The sequence below is a fragment of the Yersinia pekkanenii genome, assembly GCF_001152565.1.
Classification (GTDB): Bacteria; Pseudomonadota; Gammaproteobacteria; order Enterobacterales; family Enterobacteriaceae; genus Yersinia; species Yersinia pekkanenii.
Map to the genome: position 1 here is coordinate 1 of NZ_CQAZ01000014.1, position 14,522 is coordinate 14,522.

Sequence of the window (14,522 nt, forward strand, 5' to 3'; positions counted from 1 at the left end):
TCACTTATGCTCTGGACTGAGCGCGGTGCTGCCAATCACGCGAAGATGTTAGAAACGGATCAGGCGTGGGAATACTACAACGACCTCACCGAGTTTTACTTTACTCGACGTGATGCTTTGCCTGCAACAGTAGATCAATCTTCCGTTGGTCGTAAGCAATTAGCACTGATGGTATTGGAGGCTGAGGAAAAAATAGAAGCTCTGGGACTGCACAACCAAGAGCTGGCTATTGCCGTCGATAGTCTGGAAAAGCACTTTGCCAAGGGCATGACAATTCCCTCGTTCTGCAAATGCCTGAATGGTGTGAATACCAGCAAAGTTATGTGGTGGACATTCGAACGTGATTGGATTTTCAACGAACAGCGCGATCCAGAGAAAGACCCTCGCTGGCGGGTGGCTTCTTATGCTCGTGATAAATATCTCACCGAAGAAGAAACCGAGATCAAGCCACACGGTAAAGAACCTTTCCGTAAAAAGACTCCTGTGCTGCTTGAAAAGGGCTGTCACCGAATTTATGCGCTCTATCTGAAAGGTGAATTGCCAATGAAACAGACATGGAACGGCGATTTTAGTCACGACAAAGCGGTTTATACCCCGGAGGCAAAATAATGGAAAACCAATTACTCCCATGCCCGCTGTGTGGCAATGATGAAATCGAACTTAACCCAGTAATACATGAAGGTGAACCCATGTTTATTGTTCGCTGTGATTGCTGCGGAGTACATCTGCCCCCTGACACCAGAAGTCGCAACGTTATGGTTTGGAACCAACGAGCGCCGCGCCCAGTTGATGCCTCAGTACCTTATGAAGTGCGTGAGCATCCAGTAATGGGACGCTTTCAGATTATCAAACCAGGGGAGACAAAATAATGTTTATTCCAACTGATATCCTTCGCGCCGCCCTGCTCTGTGTTGCTGGGGAGAAAGAAACCCGCGAATACCTGAAAGGGGTGTACATCACCCCAACCCATATCAAGGCTACTGATGGTCGTGCGCTGGTGATGATGGAGCATGGCTGTGAAGTCGGTAATGATATTGATGGCGTGTTTGTCTTTGATGGTGACATTCCTGACGAAGCCGTCGAGGCCGAAATGACTGCGATTATCGCTGACGGCGGCAACTGGTATGCAGTCCATTACGATGAAAACGAGAAGCCAATTTGTTCAAACATGCTGGAACTACTCGATTGCCAATATCCCGACTTCAGCAAGGTGCTACCGCCAGATCCTGAGCAATGCGACGAGTTACCCATGTTTGGCGCTCAACTTCTGGCATTGCCTTACCTTATGTTCCGTCACGGCTTTGGCCCTGTGAAATTTAAACCTTACGGGAAAAGAGCACCGTGTCAGCTACTACTCGACCCAGCCACTAATCACCTGTACGGAAATCCGTTCCTTGTGATTATGCCGCTACATTCAAATGCCTTTGAACTCTGCCAGGAGGCGCTCAATGAAAAAGGTATTTGAGCTGATCATGTGGACGCTGTTCTTTTCTACCCTCGGCGGCGTTGGACTTACTTCTGGTTTCTATGCCTGGCTTGGCTGGGTCACTTGGTTGCGGGAGGTGTTGGCATGAAATTCGATTATCAAGATTTTGGCGCGGTGGCCACTATCACAATCACCAGCACGATATTTGAGTTTCGTAAGCATAACCGTGTGGTTGATACGACGCTGCTCATGGCAGATGTCAGCCCACACAGAACGGGCTCATTCTTTATGAAAACCGTGCTTTCAGGTCGCACTGCGGCGGTGCTCAGGGCTTACAAGGTTGTTGTTCGGGAGGCTACGCGATGAAGATTATCACTAAAAACTTCCGATTGAATGCGCTGGCTAACCAATATTCAGCAGCAATTTATGACCATGTGAAGCAACAGAACGGCGGTGATTTCTTCATGGTGGATGCTGGCAGCTTCCCTTTGCGTATTGAGATTGTCGGTGGTGTGTCTGGGGTTCGTAGCTTGGTTGACGCCTACTACTTGGAGGCCTTAAAGCTGAATTACACAGAGTGGGAAAAGCTGGCAATCAAATTACTGAGTAAATTCCTTGATGGTAACAACCTGACGCAAGACGGCCGTGAAATATGGGAAAGCATGGCTTCTGACATTGGTTCTACGGTATCCGGAGGTGCACAATGAAGGCAATTGAAGAACTCATTTGTAGTAAATATAAAGGGGTTGTCGCACCAGCTCCCGCCAATAGCAAGGCTTGCAGCCCACTTGTGCAGCAAAGCATTTTCCAACTGGCAAGCATCATCAAATCAGCCGGCAGTGATCCAAGTGATATCACAACCGCTATCTGGGCCGCCCACTATCGGAAGCCAGAGCGCAGCGCTGATGAAATTACTGATTTGACAATGAATATCATCGGTAACCACTGCATGGATTTTCTACCTACCGATGTCTGGCCGGAAACACTAGACGGGGTGTTTCAATTTGAACTTGGTGTGTTGGTTGACGAATTCTATTCGGTAAACCCACTTCCGGGCAAAATCGCTAAAGCAGTATTGGCAGCCGGTTACCGTCTGAATGAAAGCATTGCAGCACAGAGAGCCACAGAAAGAGATATAGCGGTCGATGAAATGCACGTCATGTATGTCAATGCGCCTGATACCACCAGCGTTCGACAGTACCTTGAAATGCTATATGACGCCGGATATCGCAAGGGGGTTACCAATGGGTAAGCAAGCCGATATCCATGATACCCAGGTGCGGGCCACTGTGATTGTTGATGATGGGTGTGATTGGACGAAATACCTTAACTGGCTAGCCAAGGCAAAATACCGCATCCGAAACGGGATAAATGAAGCTCCACCAGCCAGGCCAAAGGTAGCACCGGTAAGTTTCAAGTCGGTTAAGAAGCCCCGTAAAAAGGGCCACCGAGTGGTTCAACAAGCGATAGGGGCGGTGTGACATGAGCGAATTAACTTTGAGACAGCGGGAAGTTCTGGATTTGATTAAGGCATACATCAACACCCACGGCATGGCCCCGACAATGACTGAAATTGCTGACGGAATGGGGTTTAAATCTCCAAACGCTGCCAGCGTCCATATTGCCGCGCTGAAGAAGAAAGGGGCTATCAATGTAAGGCGTGGAGCCTCTCGCGGCATAACGCTCACTGACCCAACAAAAAAGACCGAAATGGTGCCGGTAATGCTCCCGCCCATGATTGATATCGAAGGGCTTGAGGGTGAGGATCTGAACGCCGCGAACCATTTCAACGCTGCTATTGCCATGTGCTCTATAGCAATACGGAAAGCGGGCTATCCGTCAGAGTGTTCACCAATGTTTTACCCTACAGATAAGCAAGGCGGCGTTATGGAGGTATCTGATGTCTAGCACCGATATGATTGAAGAAAAAGAAGTGATGGCTAAGCTCAGGATCTCTTCTCGTATGACAATTTGGAAATACACCAAGGTGTATAATTTCCCTCTACCAGTGAGGACGCATCCAAAGCAATACTTACTGGCAGAGGTTGAGCGGTGGATTCTTAACGGCGGGGTTAACCAGCGAGCTTCTTGATATGCCAAAATATCTTCTCGGCATAGAGTTCATAAGCAATACGCTGTTCTTCAATCCAGTCATGTTTGTTGTAAACAGCCATGATACCTCCAAGTTCGTGGCCCAGCATTTTCTCAATAACATGCGGGGCCACCCCTTCCTCCGACAATCTAGTAGCCAGGGTTCGGCGGAAATCATGCGCCGTCCACACCCCGGCATCAACAACCCCTCTGATCCTGCCAATATATCGATTAGCGGCAGCGATCGTCATTGGAGTGTTCAGCTTTTGCCCCGGAAATAGAACGTTTCCGTAAGTCAATTTTGCCTTTTCAAAAAGAGGGAGTACCTGAGTAAAAAGTGGGCGTCTAATTATTTTTTTAGTTTTGGACTTTTCCGCAGGAACTATCCAGAGCTTATCCTCTTCGTTAAAGTCACTAAGTTCTGATAGCCTTAATTCACCATTCCTTGCACCCCATAGCATGAGCATCTGGTGAAGCAACTTGTTAGATGTTGACGCCCTACTACGTTCAATCGCCAGCCATATGCGGGCTAGCTCATTATAAGTAAGAACCTTGTCACCTACTGCTGGCTTCTCACCAATATCCCGAGGGCTGATCTTCATAAGGCTACAGTCATCAATATATTGACGCCTAATACACCAATTAATCGCTGATCGAAGTTGTACTAAAAGATGGCGAGCTCGTCTCTGATTTATTTTTTCTTCTTCTGTAAATAAATCCATCCAATTTCGAACTGTTATTGCATCAACTGGCACGCCGGGGAAAGCGTTAGACATATGTTTTATGACAGTATATTTATAGAGTTCCTTTGTTTTCTCTCTCAATGATACGCTTACATAAGTCTCGTCCCAATAAGTAAGGCAGTCTTTGACGGTTGGTTTTTTCGTGCTTTTGTTTTGGTTGATAAGTAGCCGAGGATCTAATCCTCGAGCTAAATTCTCTCGGAAGTCAGCAACTTTGTTTCTTGCATCTTTTAATGTTACAGCCGGATAGCGCCCGATACCTATACGATGCTGCTTCCCCTGCCACCGGAAGCGATACTGAAAAGTGATAACGCCCTTTGGTGAGACCCTTATTCCAAGCCCATCCAAATCCGTGACTTCTGGCGCCCCTGAATATGGTTTACCATACAGAGAGCGTAACTTTGTATCACTGATAGCCATTTTATTTTTTGTACTCAACATTAATGATGGTTTTGTACTAACTTGGTACTCAATATCACATGGACTATCTTAAACATCAATATACCAATATGTACTATGAGTTACATGGATATACAAAAAACACATTAAGATATTGAAATTAATGTACAAACTTGGCAAATAAAGAGCATATGAATACAGTGAAAGACAAGCCAATACATAAGACATTTTACATTGGTGATTATCTGCCTTACCCTCTTGCTGCCTCTAAGTAGATTAATTTTCGGTTTTTATCTTCTGTCACTTCAGTTTTTTTGATAAAAACCGACAGTTTTACTTGCTAACAACTTCTCAACTTCTCCACTAACATTATTCCATCAACTCAGGGAACTGACGGAGTAATACCGGCCGGTAACCACACACAAAACATTTTTTATTAACTTTCAAAACAATTAACGCCCGCCGAGCCTGGCATTAATGGAGAAGTCTTCAATGAATAAATTACAAGATACTGGCCTGTTGGTTGCACGCATTCTGATGCCAATTCTGTTTATTGTGGCCGGTTACGGCAAAATGGGTGATGCCTATGCCGGTACCCAACAATATATGCAAGCAATGGGTGTTCCGGGCTTTTTCCTGCCACTGACTATTTTGTTGGAATTTGGCGGCGGTCTGGCAATTCTGTTTGGTTTCCTGACCCGTACTACTGCGCTGTTTACTGCCGGCTTCACTATTCTGACCGCATTGATCTTCCACACTAACTTTGCGGATGGCGTTAACCAACTAATGTTTATGAAAAACCTGACCATTGCGGGCGGTTTCATCGTACTGGCGGTAGCTGGCCCAGGTGGTTTCAGTATCGATCGCCTGCTGGGTAAGACGTGGTAAGACTGCTTTATCGCCACTATATAGCCAAGAGGTGAGGCCCATGGAAGGGCCGAGTAATGAGGGCAGCTAACAACGCTGCAATTTCAACAACCAAGGGGATTCGATGGGGCAGCTCGTAGACGGCATCTGGAAAGATACTTGGTATGACACCAAATCTAGTGGTGGTCATTTCAAACGCAGTACCTCACAGTTCCGCAATTGGGTGACTGCTGATGGACAAGCGGGTCCCCAAGGTAAAGCCGGTTTTAAAGCCGAAGCGCACCGTTACCATTTGTATGTTTCTCTCGCCTGCCCATGGGCGCACCGTACCTTGCTGATGCGCACCTTAAAAGGCCTGGGATCACTGATTTCAGTTTCTGTGGTGCATCCGCTGATGCTGGAAAATGGCTGGACGTTCGGTAACGATTTCCCTGCCACCACGGGCGATGAGCTTTATCATCTTGATTACCTTTATCAACTCTACCTGCGTGCTGACCCAGATTATAGCGGTCGGGTGACGGTCCCGGTGTTATGGGATAAACAGCAGCAAACTGTCGTCAGCAACGAATCAGCGGATATCCTGCGGATGTTCAATAGTGCTTTTGATGGGGTTGGCGCTAAAGCCGGCGATTATTACCCGCCCGCATTGCGCGACAATATTGATGATATTAATGGCTGGGTTTACGATCGGGTCAATAATGGCGTGTATAAAGCAGGATTTGCTACGACCCAGCAAGCCTATGACGAGGCAGTCAATACCTTGTTTGATGCATTGACCCAACTGGAACAGTTGCTGGGAAAACACCGCTATCTTAGCGGTGACCAACTGACAGAAGCGGATTTACGCTTATGGACCACACTGATACGTTTTGACCCAGTATATGTCACGCATTTCAAGTGTGATAAACGCCGTATCAGCGATTATCTCAACTTATACAGCTTTTTACGGGATATTTATCAAATACCAGGTATCGCCGAGACGGTAGATTTTGCCCATATCCGCCATCATTACTACCGCAGCCATGGCACCATAAACCCCTATGGGATTATCTCCATCGGCCCACAGCAAGATCTGCTGGAGCCACATGGCCGAGATACCCGCTTCGCTTAATTAACAGGTTAACGCGCAGCAGCCGCTTAACAACTCAAGGTGTAGCGAGCGAAAGTAGTTTGGGTGCGGCCTGCGCACAGCCACCGGAGCGTACACGCAGTACGTGAGGATGGTGAGCACAGCCCAAGCTCAAAATACGCACGCGCAGCAGCCGCTTATTTATTCGCAAACAACTTAGGGATCTCGCGTAAACACCACGACTTAGCCTCTCCCATACTATCGCGTCGCCACGCCATAATAATATCGGCCTCACGGCGGTATTCAGGCCCTACCACCCTTAACCGCCCTGCTTCAATATCTTTTTCCACCATGTCATAAGGCATGGTTGCCACCCCTAAACCGGCTAATAATGCCCGCCGTTTATCTTCAATAGTACTGACCGTCAGCCGCTGCTGTTTATCCAGCAACTGCACCGTAATAACCGGCCGCTCACGGGCGGTATCTGCCACGGCGACGGCACGGTATTTAACCCGAGTTAGCTCAGAGAGCGGTTCCGGCTCCAGATGGATTGGATGGCCAGGACTGGCCACATAAACGCTGGTCACTTTGTACAGTTTACGGCTGTTAATCTCCGAAGATGCACGAAAGTGCATATCAGGTGCAATCACGATATCTGCCCGCCCCTGCTCCAAACGCTCCCATGCACCCGCCAAGACTTCGGTGAGAATAGAAACCTGAGTGTTGGCTTTGAGTGCCAGTTTGTCGATAAGTGGGAACAGTTTCCACGCCGGAGACAACGCCTCGCTAACGATGGTGATATGGGTTTCCCAGCCGCGTGCCAATGCCTCGGCATCGGTAGTCAGCTTATCTGCCGCTTCCAGCAGTACCCGCCCGCGATCCAGCAGCATGCGACCCACATTGGTAAACTTGGTGCGATGCCCGGAACGGTCGAACAGTACCACATCCAGCTCTTCTTCAAGCTTCTGCATGGTGTAGCTTAGCGCTGAGGGTACCCGCCCCAATTCATCGGCAGCCGCTGCAAAACTACCACGGCGATCAATGGCATCCATCACTCTCAATGCTTCTAACGTCAGCGCCCGATCTTTGGCCATCATTTTCTCAATCAGGAAATTTGAATATAGCGACCAGATTAACTGGCTAACAATCCGGCGTCCAGACGCTTACCATTTGTTTACAGATTAATGTCTACAAATTATGCCCAAAGTCATTATGTTTGAATACAGCCAACACACCTGCAACTTGAAGGATGACGGGTATAGGAGCCATCATGATCACATGCAGAACAGCAAAACAGTGCGGGCAAGCTGACTTTGGTTGGCTTCAAGCCCGTTATACCTTCTCATTCGGCCATTATTTTGACCCAAAGTTATTAGGTTATGCCTCACTACGGGTTTTGAATCAGGAAGTGTTAGCGCCCGGTGCTTCATTCCAACCGCGAACTTATCCGCAGGTTGATATTTTAAACCTTATTTTACAAGGAGAAGTCGAGTATCGGGATAGCCTGGGTAATCATGTGCGCGGTAAAACCGGCGATGTACTGCTATTTTCTACGCAGCCAGGTGTCAGTTACAGCGAGCATAATCTCAGTACTGATAAGCCATTAACCCGAATTCAGTTATGGCTCAATGCCTGTCCAGAGCAAGAGAGTCATCTCGCTCAGCGCATGTCTTTATGCACTCAGCCATTGCGGTTATTGGCTTCCCCTGACGGTGAGCAAAGCAGCCTGAAGCTGCGCCAACAAGTCTGGATCCATCATCTGGACCTAGCCGCTGGGGAACAATATACGATTAACCTGCACGGCCAGAGGGCTTATCTGCAATCGATTCACGGAACTGTTACGGTGGATGGCCCGCAAGCCGGTGAAGCTCAGTGTCTAACCTGCGGCGACGGGGCTTTTGTGCAAGAAGAACAGCATCTGGTGATTAAAGCGGAAACACCACTACGGGCACTGTTAATTGATTTGCCTGAGTGAGAGCGGGCAGTCAATATTGCCGATATTTAATGGGCGGAACAAGACGTTCCACCCGAGTTGGCCCTGTATATGATTATGCTTTTAAAGAAGCCATATCAATCACGAAGCGGTATTTCACATCGCTTTTTATCATGCGTTCGTAGGCGTGGTTAATATCCTGAATATTGATCATTTCTATATCAGAGGCGATGCCGTGTTTGGCACAAAAATCCAGCATTTCCTGGGTTTCAGCAATACCACCGATACATGAGCCAGCCACCGAACGCCGCGCCAGAATCAATGGCATGGTGTTCAACATCGGGCTAAGATCCCCCAAGAAACCGACGAACACCAGCGTACCATCGACATTCAGTGTCGGCATATATGGGTTGATATCATGTACATAAGGCACGGTATCGATAATCAGATCAAATTGCCCTTTGGTCGCCGCCATTTGTTTATCATCGGTGGATAACACAATGTGATGGGCCCCCAAACGGCGGGCATCGGCTTCTTTACTCGGTGAGCGGGTAAATAACGTCACTTTTGCGCCCAGCGCATTCGCCAGCTTCAATGCCATATGGCCCAAACCACCCAGACCGACTACCGCCACTTTGCTGCCTTTACCTATTTTCCAATGACGCAACGGTGACCAGGTGGTGATACCGGCACACAACAGGGGCGCGGCAGCTTTCAGATCCAAACCGGCCGGGACTTTCAGCACAAAATCTTGTGATGCAACAATAGTTTGTGAATAGCCACCGTAGGTTGGCAGATGATCATGGCGATCAACACCATTGTAAGTTTGCACATTGCCTTCTTCACAATACTGCTCCAGGCCCTGCTTACAGGGCTGGCACACACGGCAGGAATCCACCATGCAGCCAATGCCAGCGGGATCACCCACTTTAAATTTAGTGACATCCTTGCCGACCGCAGTAACTCGCCCAATCACTTCATGACCGGGTACCAGTGGATAGGTGCTAACCCCCCAGTCGTTACGGGCTTGATGCAAGTCAGAATGGCAAACACCGCAATAGAGCACCTCCATGACCACATCATCAGGGCGAGGATCTCGGCGGGTAAATTCTAACGGTGCAAGAGGAACTTGTGCTGACTTGGCAGCATAACCGAGTACTTTCATTGTCATGTTGTATCTCCGGTATCATAAACACTGTGATTTTAAGCTCGATAAGCCTTAAAGAACGTCGAGGATAAACTGTTTGAGTATAAGGACAGTTGGCTTCAAGGAGATGGTTACCGGGAGAGCAGAAGCATACCAGGTCACCATCCTACCTCTATTTCTGATACTGCTCGTCGCTGACTTTTTCCATCCACTCAACCGGGCTGCCATTGAGGGATTCAGCGATAGCAAGGTGAGTCATGGCGGTGTCCGGTGTCGCCCCATGCCAGTGTTTAACCCCTTCGGGGATCCAGACGATATCACCTTGATTCATCTCTTTAATTTCGCTACCCCACTCCTGGATCCAGCCGCGCCCTTGGCGAATAATCAAAGTCTGACCCAGTGGGTGAGTATGCCAGGCAGTACGAGCACCAGGCTCGAATGTCACTGAAGCGCCGCCGACACGAGCAGGTGGTGTTGCCTGGAAAGGAGCATCAAGACGAACCTGACCGGTAAAGTAATTTTCCGGGCCTGGTTGAGAAGGTTGGGAACCGCTACGGATAATTTTCATTTTTCCACCACTCCGACAAATGCTGCTGGGTTTAACATAGACAAGATAACTGTAGACGCTATGAGTGATTTCATCGTTATTACTGGTCATGTTCAGATGGCAGATCGAAGACCAATAAGTTTTCCAGTACTTCGGAATAACGAAAGACTCCGGTGTGAGTCGCGAAAGCCATCACGGGAAAGGCGGTGGTCAGGGGGGATCAGGATAAACATTAATTAGACCTTATTCTGTTATAAACAGAGAATACAACAATGCAAAAATAAGGAGATAACGCGGTGACAGAGTCAGAAATGGAAAAAAATCCATTAGATAATGGATTTACGGTCAAGAATATTGAGCACATGAGAAAAATAATTTCGCGCGATGAAATGAAAAAAGAAACCTATTCCAGGTTACTCCAAGATTTAAAAAAGCGTTTATTTTTCTGTAATAATCAGCAGGTAAATATCTGTATAGTCTCCATGCATCAGGTTTTAACGACAGTTTAATTACACCATAGAAGGATGTGATTAAATTCATCGTATAATAGGCCAACATACCGGTTTTTCTTTCAAATCCAATATACGCTCCATACTTTAGGATTATTGCTCGGTAAAAATAGGATTTATTCAGATATTTGGGGAGGGGGTAAAACCAAGCGCACCGCAAAGAAGATCGGCAATACAGCGAGGTATGAAACCTATAGCCCAAAAAATAGGTGTGCAGGTACCTTTAACCGAAAATGAGGACCCTGTTAAATAAATCGAACTCAGAACAAAAAAATTCGTTGAAACCTATGATAAATTTCGGAGTAGCGGTGCTCTACTACCGAACGAGAAAACAGGTTGATGCAGTTAACTAACATTGCTCAGATTGAGCAAACACACGGGTCTTGTAATAATGTCATCTCTCTATCGCAGTCAAAAATTCAGTACCAACCAATTTACCGGGGATACTGTAGAAAATTGTCAGTTTATTGAATGCGATTTTTCTGGCAACGACTTAACCGATACACAGTTCATAAACTGCCAATTTTACGATCAAGAAAATCAGGTAGGATGTAACTTTAAGCGCGCAACATTAAAAGATGCCAGTTTTAAAAACTGCGATTTAACCATGAGTAACTTCATGAATATTAATGCATTAGGCATAGAAATAAGAAATTGCAAAGCGCAAGGCACTGATTTTCGCGGTGCCAGTTTTATGAATATGATCACCGCACGGAGCTGGTTTTGTAGTGCCTATATCACTAACAACAATTTAAGTTATGCTAATTTTTCAAAGGTGGTGCTGGAAAAATGTGAGTTATGGGAAAACCGTTGGGTTGGTACCCATGTTTTAGGGGCAACCTTTAGCGGCTCTGATTTATCTGGCGGTGAATTCTCATCTTTTGACTGGAGTTCAGCAAATTTTACCCACTGTGACCTGACTAATTCTGCGGTAGGTGAACTCGACATTCGTAGAACCGATTTGGAGGGAGCCAAACTCGATACTTATCAGGTATCAGAGCTAATGGGGCGTCTGGGGATCATCGTTATAGAATGATCGGCACAGCCAGGTTAGCGGAGAAGCCAGTGCCTGACTGGCTCCCGTTGCATCTGCTGTTTTTTAACCCCCAGCGTGCCCCACACCTTTCATGGTCTGCAATATCACGGATAAAGAGGGTTAAAAAGCATAAACCAAGGCTAAGTTACCACCATAACCGTGATGACCTTGGCCTCCGGTTGCATCACCGCCGGCAATCAAAGTGAGTGGGCCACGGCTGACCGCCATATTTACCCCCCCTTTAAACTGATTACGGCTATCGAATGCAGCACGTTGTTCTATACCGTAATCATAAATTTGCCCTTGGCTACGGACGTCAGGTGAACTGAGGGTGTGTTCATAACCCAGCTTAATCATAGGTGCCACTGTCCAGCCAGCAGAAATGAAGGGTTTAACACCCAAATTGATATTGGCGACTGCACTGGTCATTGTTTTATCAAAACCCTGCACATTGAGCGCCAATTCACTGCCGGTCTCTTGGAAATTATTGAGATGGAGGTGTGACACTCTCATTCCTACTGAGGGTTCCACCGTTATAGTGGATGTTGTATACACATATCCCAGCGCTATTTTGGCACCCAGTTGATTACCCCGTGTATCGCCATGGGTTCTACCCAGCCCATCGCCTATTTCGCGTTGGCTCTGGTAGTCGATGACTCCCGCATTAAATCCTAGCTCGGTGTACAACCCCTGTTCAAGACGATTAAAACCGTAACGGCCACCAAAGCCGATAAAGGTCGTATTGGTATCAATATGACCGCCACCGCTTTCCACCTTCCCACGCGCATATCCCAGATCACCGTAGGTACTCAAGTTCTCATTTAGCCGGTGGGTCAAGCCTAATAATATTCCATAAGTCTGTTCGTCACTACTGACTGCCTGTTTCGAACCATCGGCACTAATATAATCTGCCAGCATATGTGCCCACACTTTATTTTGGCCGACATCAAGTTCAATACCATTAATATAAGGTTGTAACGCGCGATCAATAGTTGCGGGCTGCCGTAGCAAGTAGCTGGCAGTATCAGCATAAACTTGGCCACCCACGGTGGTCTCAACGCCGCCTAATGTTTCTGCTTCGATAGCCGATTGTAAATAATAGTTATAAGCCGTATAGCGACCGGATAATTCACTATTCTGCAACTTCTTCAATAAATTAATCCCAGCGGCGGCATTACCTATACTGTTTTCCTGGCCTGGCAGAGCATGATATTCAACCATTCTTGCACGCAATACATAGATCGTTTCTTGCGAAAGACCCAGACCGGTTTTTAAATAGTGGTCCATATCACCATATTGTTTTATAACCTCATCCAAACCAGCTTGAAGATAACTGGCATCTACGGTGAGCATAGGTTCATACACAGCAGCGGCTTCAACAGGTAGCGCGGCCAGCGTAGCATCGACCCGCGTTTTGGCATATTCATTAGTCGCCAAATAATCTGCCATAATAGTCTGGCTGTCCACGCCAGCAATACTCTGCAAGATTGCCGCTGTCCAACCGGTACGGTCTTTACCCGCGGTACAATGGAATAATGCCGCACCTTCTGCGGTCGCCAGTTCATTAAACAATAAACCGAATTTATCACGCATCTCGTCATTGCTGACAAAGTCGACGTTAACGCGTTGCATCATTGCCATGGATTCAGCAGCCGTCGTCGGCCTTACGCTACCTATATTACTGCCAGAATCATTATTGCCGAGAATATCTATATGCTGATAACTCGCTCCCGTGGGCAATATATCGGGAATTTCAGCTATTTCATCCTGCGTACGCAAATCAAAAACTGTATTAATGCCAACAGCATTAAATGCAGTTAACTCACTATCAGATGGCACCAATGCATTGGAACGATAAAATACGCCTGAGCGCATGGTTCCATTATAACGGGTACTGTTGGCGGTTTGAGTCCCTGCTACATCGCGGAAATTATCAATACTACTGAACCTTGGCGTGTCGAGCACCATATCAGCGGCAAGAGCAGTAGTCATTGATAAACTGATTAATGATAAGGAAAAAACGAAGCGATTAATCATAATAAACTCTCCATGTCAAAATATTAATGAGACTTTCTGCGAGCATTATCTATATAAAATAGGGATTAATACATGTGCTTAAGTAAGCTATTTTTTGAGTTTTTACTCATTAAAATACCAAGGTTATTGCTATTTTTAGCCTAACCATAATTTTATGTACAATATAAATAGCCAGAACAATTAAATACACTTACCGAATTTAATTCAGAAATATATCTAATTTTATATCCGACGGATAGCGTCTGGAAGTCAGTGTACAATAAATATAATTATTTATACAACATTAGCGCGCATTATAAATAAAGTAAAATACCTTACCTATATGTTGCAATATTTGCCATTTATTTAAGATAAATGATTGATATATTATAACTTACGAAAATAAATATTACATCAGGATACATCGCTGTAATATTTATCACTCGTTTTTAATATTTCAATAAAGTATCAATGTGAATATATAATAAATAACACTCTTAATGTTTAGGTTGTTAACAACAAAAACACGAATTTATTACATTCACTTTTGAATAAAATAAGTGATTATTTTATTACTTATTAAGTATAATAAGTATTTACGCCTCCTTTGTCAGTTATTTCCTACATTATATTGGCGAAATTTCTTACGTGATGTGGTGCGGGAAGGAAGCCAACTTATTGATATTAGCCATGAGAGTGCGGTAAAAATAGTCGTACTGGAGGCTAAACTCGTCAGTCA

At 46.1% G+C, this 14,522-nt stretch carries 20 protein-coding genes and 1 pseudogene; 15 read left to right on the forward strand and 6 right to left on the reverse strand.

The annotated features are described in order from the left end of the window. The 10 genes from AEP37_RS08850 to AEP37_RS08895 all read left to right on the forward strand — a co-directional run. The coding region (locus AEP37_RS08850; RefSeq protein ID WP_049612478.1) for an antirepressor at positions 1-609 on the forward strand (609 nt) is incomplete at its 5' end. After that, a complete protein-coding gene (locus AEP37_RS26945; protein ID WP_049612480.1) occupies positions 609-869 on the forward strand; it encodes a hypothetical protein in 261 nt (86 codons plus the stop codon). The genes AEP37_RS08850 and AEP37_RS26945, both read left to right, overlap by 1 nt. Then, entirely contained in the window at positions 869-1,465 is a 597-nt protein-coding gene (locus tag AEP37_RS08860; protein ID WP_049612482.1) for a beta clamp domain-containing protein, read from the forward strand. Before AEP37_RS26945 ends, AEP37_RS08860 begins: the two co-directional genes overlap by 1 nt. Further along, a complete protein-coding gene (locus tag AEP37_RS08865; protein ID WP_049612484.1) occupies positions 1,449-1,574 on the forward strand; it encodes a hypothetical protein in 126 nt (41 codons plus the stop codon). The genes AEP37_RS08860 and AEP37_RS08865 overlap by 17 nt, the downstream gene beginning before the upstream one ends. Next, a complete protein-coding gene (locus AEP37_RS08870) occupies positions 1,571-1,792 on the forward strand; it encodes a hypothetical protein (RefSeq protein ID WP_049612486.1) in 222 nt (73 codons plus the stop codon). Before AEP37_RS08865 ends, AEP37_RS08870 begins: the two co-directional genes overlap by 4 nt. 2 nt (positions 1,793-1,794) lie before the next feature. Next, the gene (locus AEP37_RS08875; RefSeq protein ID WP_049612641.1) at positions 1,795-2,133 is read left to right on the forward strand and encodes a hypothetical protein; all 339 of its coding nucleotides are present in this window, start codon (positions 1,795-1,797) and stop codon (positions 2,131-2,133) included. Next, positions 2,130-2,678, forward strand: coding sequence for a hypothetical protein (locus tag AEP37_RS08880; RefSeq protein WP_049612488.1), 549 nt, complete (start codon positions 2,130-2,132; stop codon positions 2,676-2,678). The genes AEP37_RS08875 and AEP37_RS08880 overlap by 4 nt, the downstream gene beginning before the upstream one ends. Further along, entirely contained in the window at positions 2,671-2,907 is a 237-nt protein-coding gene (locus AEP37_RS08885) for a hypothetical protein (protein WP_049612490.1), read from the forward strand. The genes AEP37_RS08880 and AEP37_RS08885 overlap by 8 nt, the downstream gene beginning before the upstream one ends. A gap of 1 nt (position 2,908) precedes the next feature. After that, positions 2,909-3,334, forward strand: coding sequence for a LexA family protein (locus AEP37_RS24235; RefSeq protein WP_050691923.1), 426 nt, complete (start codon positions 2,909-2,911; stop codon positions 3,332-3,334). Continuing rightward, positions 3,327-3,518, forward strand: a complete 192-nt coding sequence (locus tag AEP37_RS08895) for a helix-turn-helix transcriptional regulator (RefSeq protein ID WP_049612493.1) — start codon at positions 3,327-3,329, stop codon at positions 3,516-3,518. Before AEP37_RS24235 ends, AEP37_RS08895 begins: the two co-directional genes overlap by 8 nt. Here the strand turns inward: AEP37_RS08895 and AEP37_RS08900 are convergent. Beyond that, on the reverse strand, positions 3,499-4,680 hold the full coding sequence (locus AEP37_RS08900) for a tyrosine-type recombinase/integrase (protein ID WP_049612645.1): 1,182 nt from the start codon (positions 4,678-4,680) through the stop codon (positions 3,499-3,501). The two genes, AEP37_RS08895 and AEP37_RS08900, sit on opposite strands and share 20 nt — an antisense overlap. Before the next feature lie 471 nt (positions 4,681-5,151). On the opposite strand from AEP37_RS08900, the gene AEP37_RS08905 reads away from it, so the two are divergent. Continuing rightward, entirely contained in the window at positions 5,152-5,547 is a 396-nt protein-coding gene (locus AEP37_RS08905; RefSeq protein ID WP_049612495.1) for a DoxX family protein, read from the forward strand. A 103-nt stretch (positions 5,548-5,650) separates the two neighbouring features. Beyond that, positions 5,651-6,637, forward strand: coding sequence for a glutathione S-transferase family protein (locus tag AEP37_RS08910; RefSeq protein ID WP_049612497.1), 987 nt, complete (start codon positions 5,651-5,653; stop codon positions 6,635-6,637). A 155-nt stretch (positions 6,638-6,792) separates the two neighbouring features. Here the strand turns inward: AEP37_RS08910 and AEP37_RS08915 are convergent, their stop codons facing one another. Next, on the reverse strand, positions 6,793-7,689 hold the full coding sequence (locus tag AEP37_RS08915; protein ID WP_049612499.1) for a LysR family transcriptional regulator: 897 nt from the start codon (positions 7,687-7,689) through the stop codon (positions 6,793-6,795). A gap of 176 nt (positions 7,690-7,865) precedes the next feature. On the opposite strand from AEP37_RS08915, the gene AEP37_RS08920 reads away from it, so the two are divergent. Beyond that, a complete protein-coding gene (locus tag AEP37_RS08920; protein ID WP_049612501.1) occupies positions 7,866-8,570 on the forward strand; it encodes a pirin family protein in 705 nt (234 codons plus the stop codon). A 73-nt stretch (positions 8,571-8,643) separates the two neighbouring features. Here the strand turns inward: AEP37_RS08920 and AEP37_RS08925 are convergent, their stop codons facing one another. Continuing rightward, positions 8,644-9,699 (reverse strand): NAD(P)-dependent alcohol dehydrogenase, encoded by a 1,056-nt coding sequence (locus tag AEP37_RS08925; protein ID WP_049612503.1) that lies wholly within the window; start codon positions 9,697-9,699, stop codon positions 8,644-8,646. 148 nt (positions 9,700-9,847) lie between these two features. Then, positions 9,848-10,243 carry a (R)-mandelonitrile lyase gene (locus tag AEP37_RS08930; RefSeq protein WP_049612647.1) on the reverse strand — a complete coding sequence of 132 codons (396 nt, stop codon included), beginning with the start codon at positions 10,241-10,243 and terminating at the stop codon, positions 9,848-9,850. Positions 10,244-10,518: 275 nt separating this feature from the next. Here AEP37_RS08930 and AEP37_RS27855 point away from each other — a divergent pair, with 275 nt between their 5' ends. Beyond that, a complete protein-coding gene (locus AEP37_RS27855) occupies positions 10,519-10,731 on the forward strand; it encodes a hypothetical protein (RefSeq protein WP_050691924.1) in 213 nt (70 codons plus the stop codon). Here AEP37_RS27855 and AEP37_RS27705 read toward each other — a convergent pair. After that, a pseudogene (locus tag AEP37_RS27705) lies at positions 10,634-10,852 on the reverse strand (DUF4225 domain-containing protein); the annotation flags it as partial. The gene AEP37_RS27855 and the pseudogene AEP37_RS27705 sit on opposite strands and share 98 nt — an antisense overlap. A gap of 270 nt (positions 10,853-11,122) precedes the next feature. Between AEP37_RS27705 and AEP37_RS08940 the strand changes: the two are divergent. Continuing rightward, on the forward strand, positions 11,123-11,767 hold the full coding sequence (locus AEP37_RS08940; RefSeq protein WP_049612505.1) for a Qnr family pentapeptide repeat protein: 645 nt from the start codon (positions 11,123-11,125) through the stop codon (positions 11,765-11,767). Positions 11,768-11,887: 120 nt separating this feature from the next. Here the strand turns inward: AEP37_RS08940 and AEP37_RS08945 are convergent, their stop codons facing one another. Continuing rightward, a complete protein-coding gene (locus AEP37_RS08945) occupies positions 11,888-13,804 on the reverse strand; it encodes a tyrosine-protein phosphatase (RefSeq protein WP_049612507.1) in 1,917 nt (638 codons plus the stop codon). Positions 13,805-14,522 lie beyond the last annotated feature (718 nt).

Excerpts from the sequence above, each read along its gene's own strand:
- AEP37_RS08915 (WP_049612499.1), bottom strand. The coding sequence starts at position 7,689 with ATGGCCAAAGATCGGGCGCTGACGTTAGAAGCATTGAGAGTGATGGAT.
- AEP37_RS08895 (WP_049612493.1), top strand. The coding sequence starts at position 3,327 with ATGTCTAGCACCGATATGATTGAAGAAAAAGAAGTGATGGCTAAGCTC.
- AEP37_RS08865 (WP_049612484.1), top strand. The coding sequence starts at position 1,449 with ATGAAAAAGGTATTTGAGCTGATCATGTGGACGCTGTTCTTTTCTACC.
- AEP37_RS08905 (WP_049612495.1), top strand. The coding sequence starts at position 5,152 with ATGAATAAATTACAAGATACTGGCCTGTTGGTTGCACGCATTCTGATG.
- AEP37_RS08900 (WP_049612645.1), bottom strand. The coding sequence starts at position 4,680 with ATGGCTATCAGTGATACAAAGTTACGCTCTCTGTATGGTAAACCATAT.
- AEP37_RS24235 (WP_050691923.1), top strand. The coding sequence starts at position 2,909 with ATGAGCGAATTAACTTTGAGACAGCGGGAAGTTCTGGATTTGATTAAG.
- AEP37_RS26945 (WP_049612480.1), top strand. The coding sequence starts at position 609 with ATGGAAAACCAATTACTCCCATGCCCGCTGTGTGGCAATGATGAAATC.
- AEP37_RS08910 (WP_049612497.1), top strand. The coding sequence starts at position 5,651 with ATGGGGCAGCTCGTAGACGGCATCTGGAAAGATACTTGGTATGACACC.
- AEP37_RS08885 (WP_049612490.1), top strand. The coding sequence starts at position 2,671 with ATGGGTAAGCAAGCCGATATCCATGATACCCAGGTGCGGGCCACTGTG.
- AEP37_RS08870 (WP_049612486.1), top strand. The coding sequence starts at position 1,571 with ATGAAATTCGATTATCAAGATTTTGGCGCGGTGGCCACTATCACAATC.
- AEP37_RS08945 (WP_049612507.1), bottom strand. The coding sequence starts at position 13,804 with ATGATTAATCGCTTCGTTTTTTCCTTATCATTAATCAGTTTATCAATG.
- AEP37_RS08930 (WP_049612647.1), bottom strand. The coding sequence starts at position 10,243 with ATGAAAATTATCCGTAGCGGTTCCCAACCTTCTCAACCAGGCCCGGAA.
- AEP37_RS08940 (WP_049612505.1), top strand. The coding sequence starts at position 11,123 with ATGTCATCTCTCTATCGCAGTCAAAAATTCAGTACCAACCAATTTACC.
- AEP37_RS08860 (WP_049612482.1), top strand. The coding sequence starts at position 869 with ATGTTTATTCCAACTGATATCCTTCGCGCCGCCCTGCTCTGTGTTGCT.
- AEP37_RS08925 (WP_049612503.1), bottom strand. The coding sequence starts at position 9,699 with ATGACAATGAAAGTACTCGGTTATGCTGCCAAGTCAGCACAAGTTCCT.
- AEP37_RS08920 (WP_049612501.1), top strand. The coding sequence starts at position 7,866 with ATGATCACATGCAGAACAGCAAAACAGTGCGGGCAAGCTGACTTTGGT.
- AEP37_RS08880 (WP_049612488.1), top strand. The coding sequence starts at position 2,130 with ATGAAGGCAATTGAAGAACTCATTTGTAGTAAATATAAAGGGGTTGTC.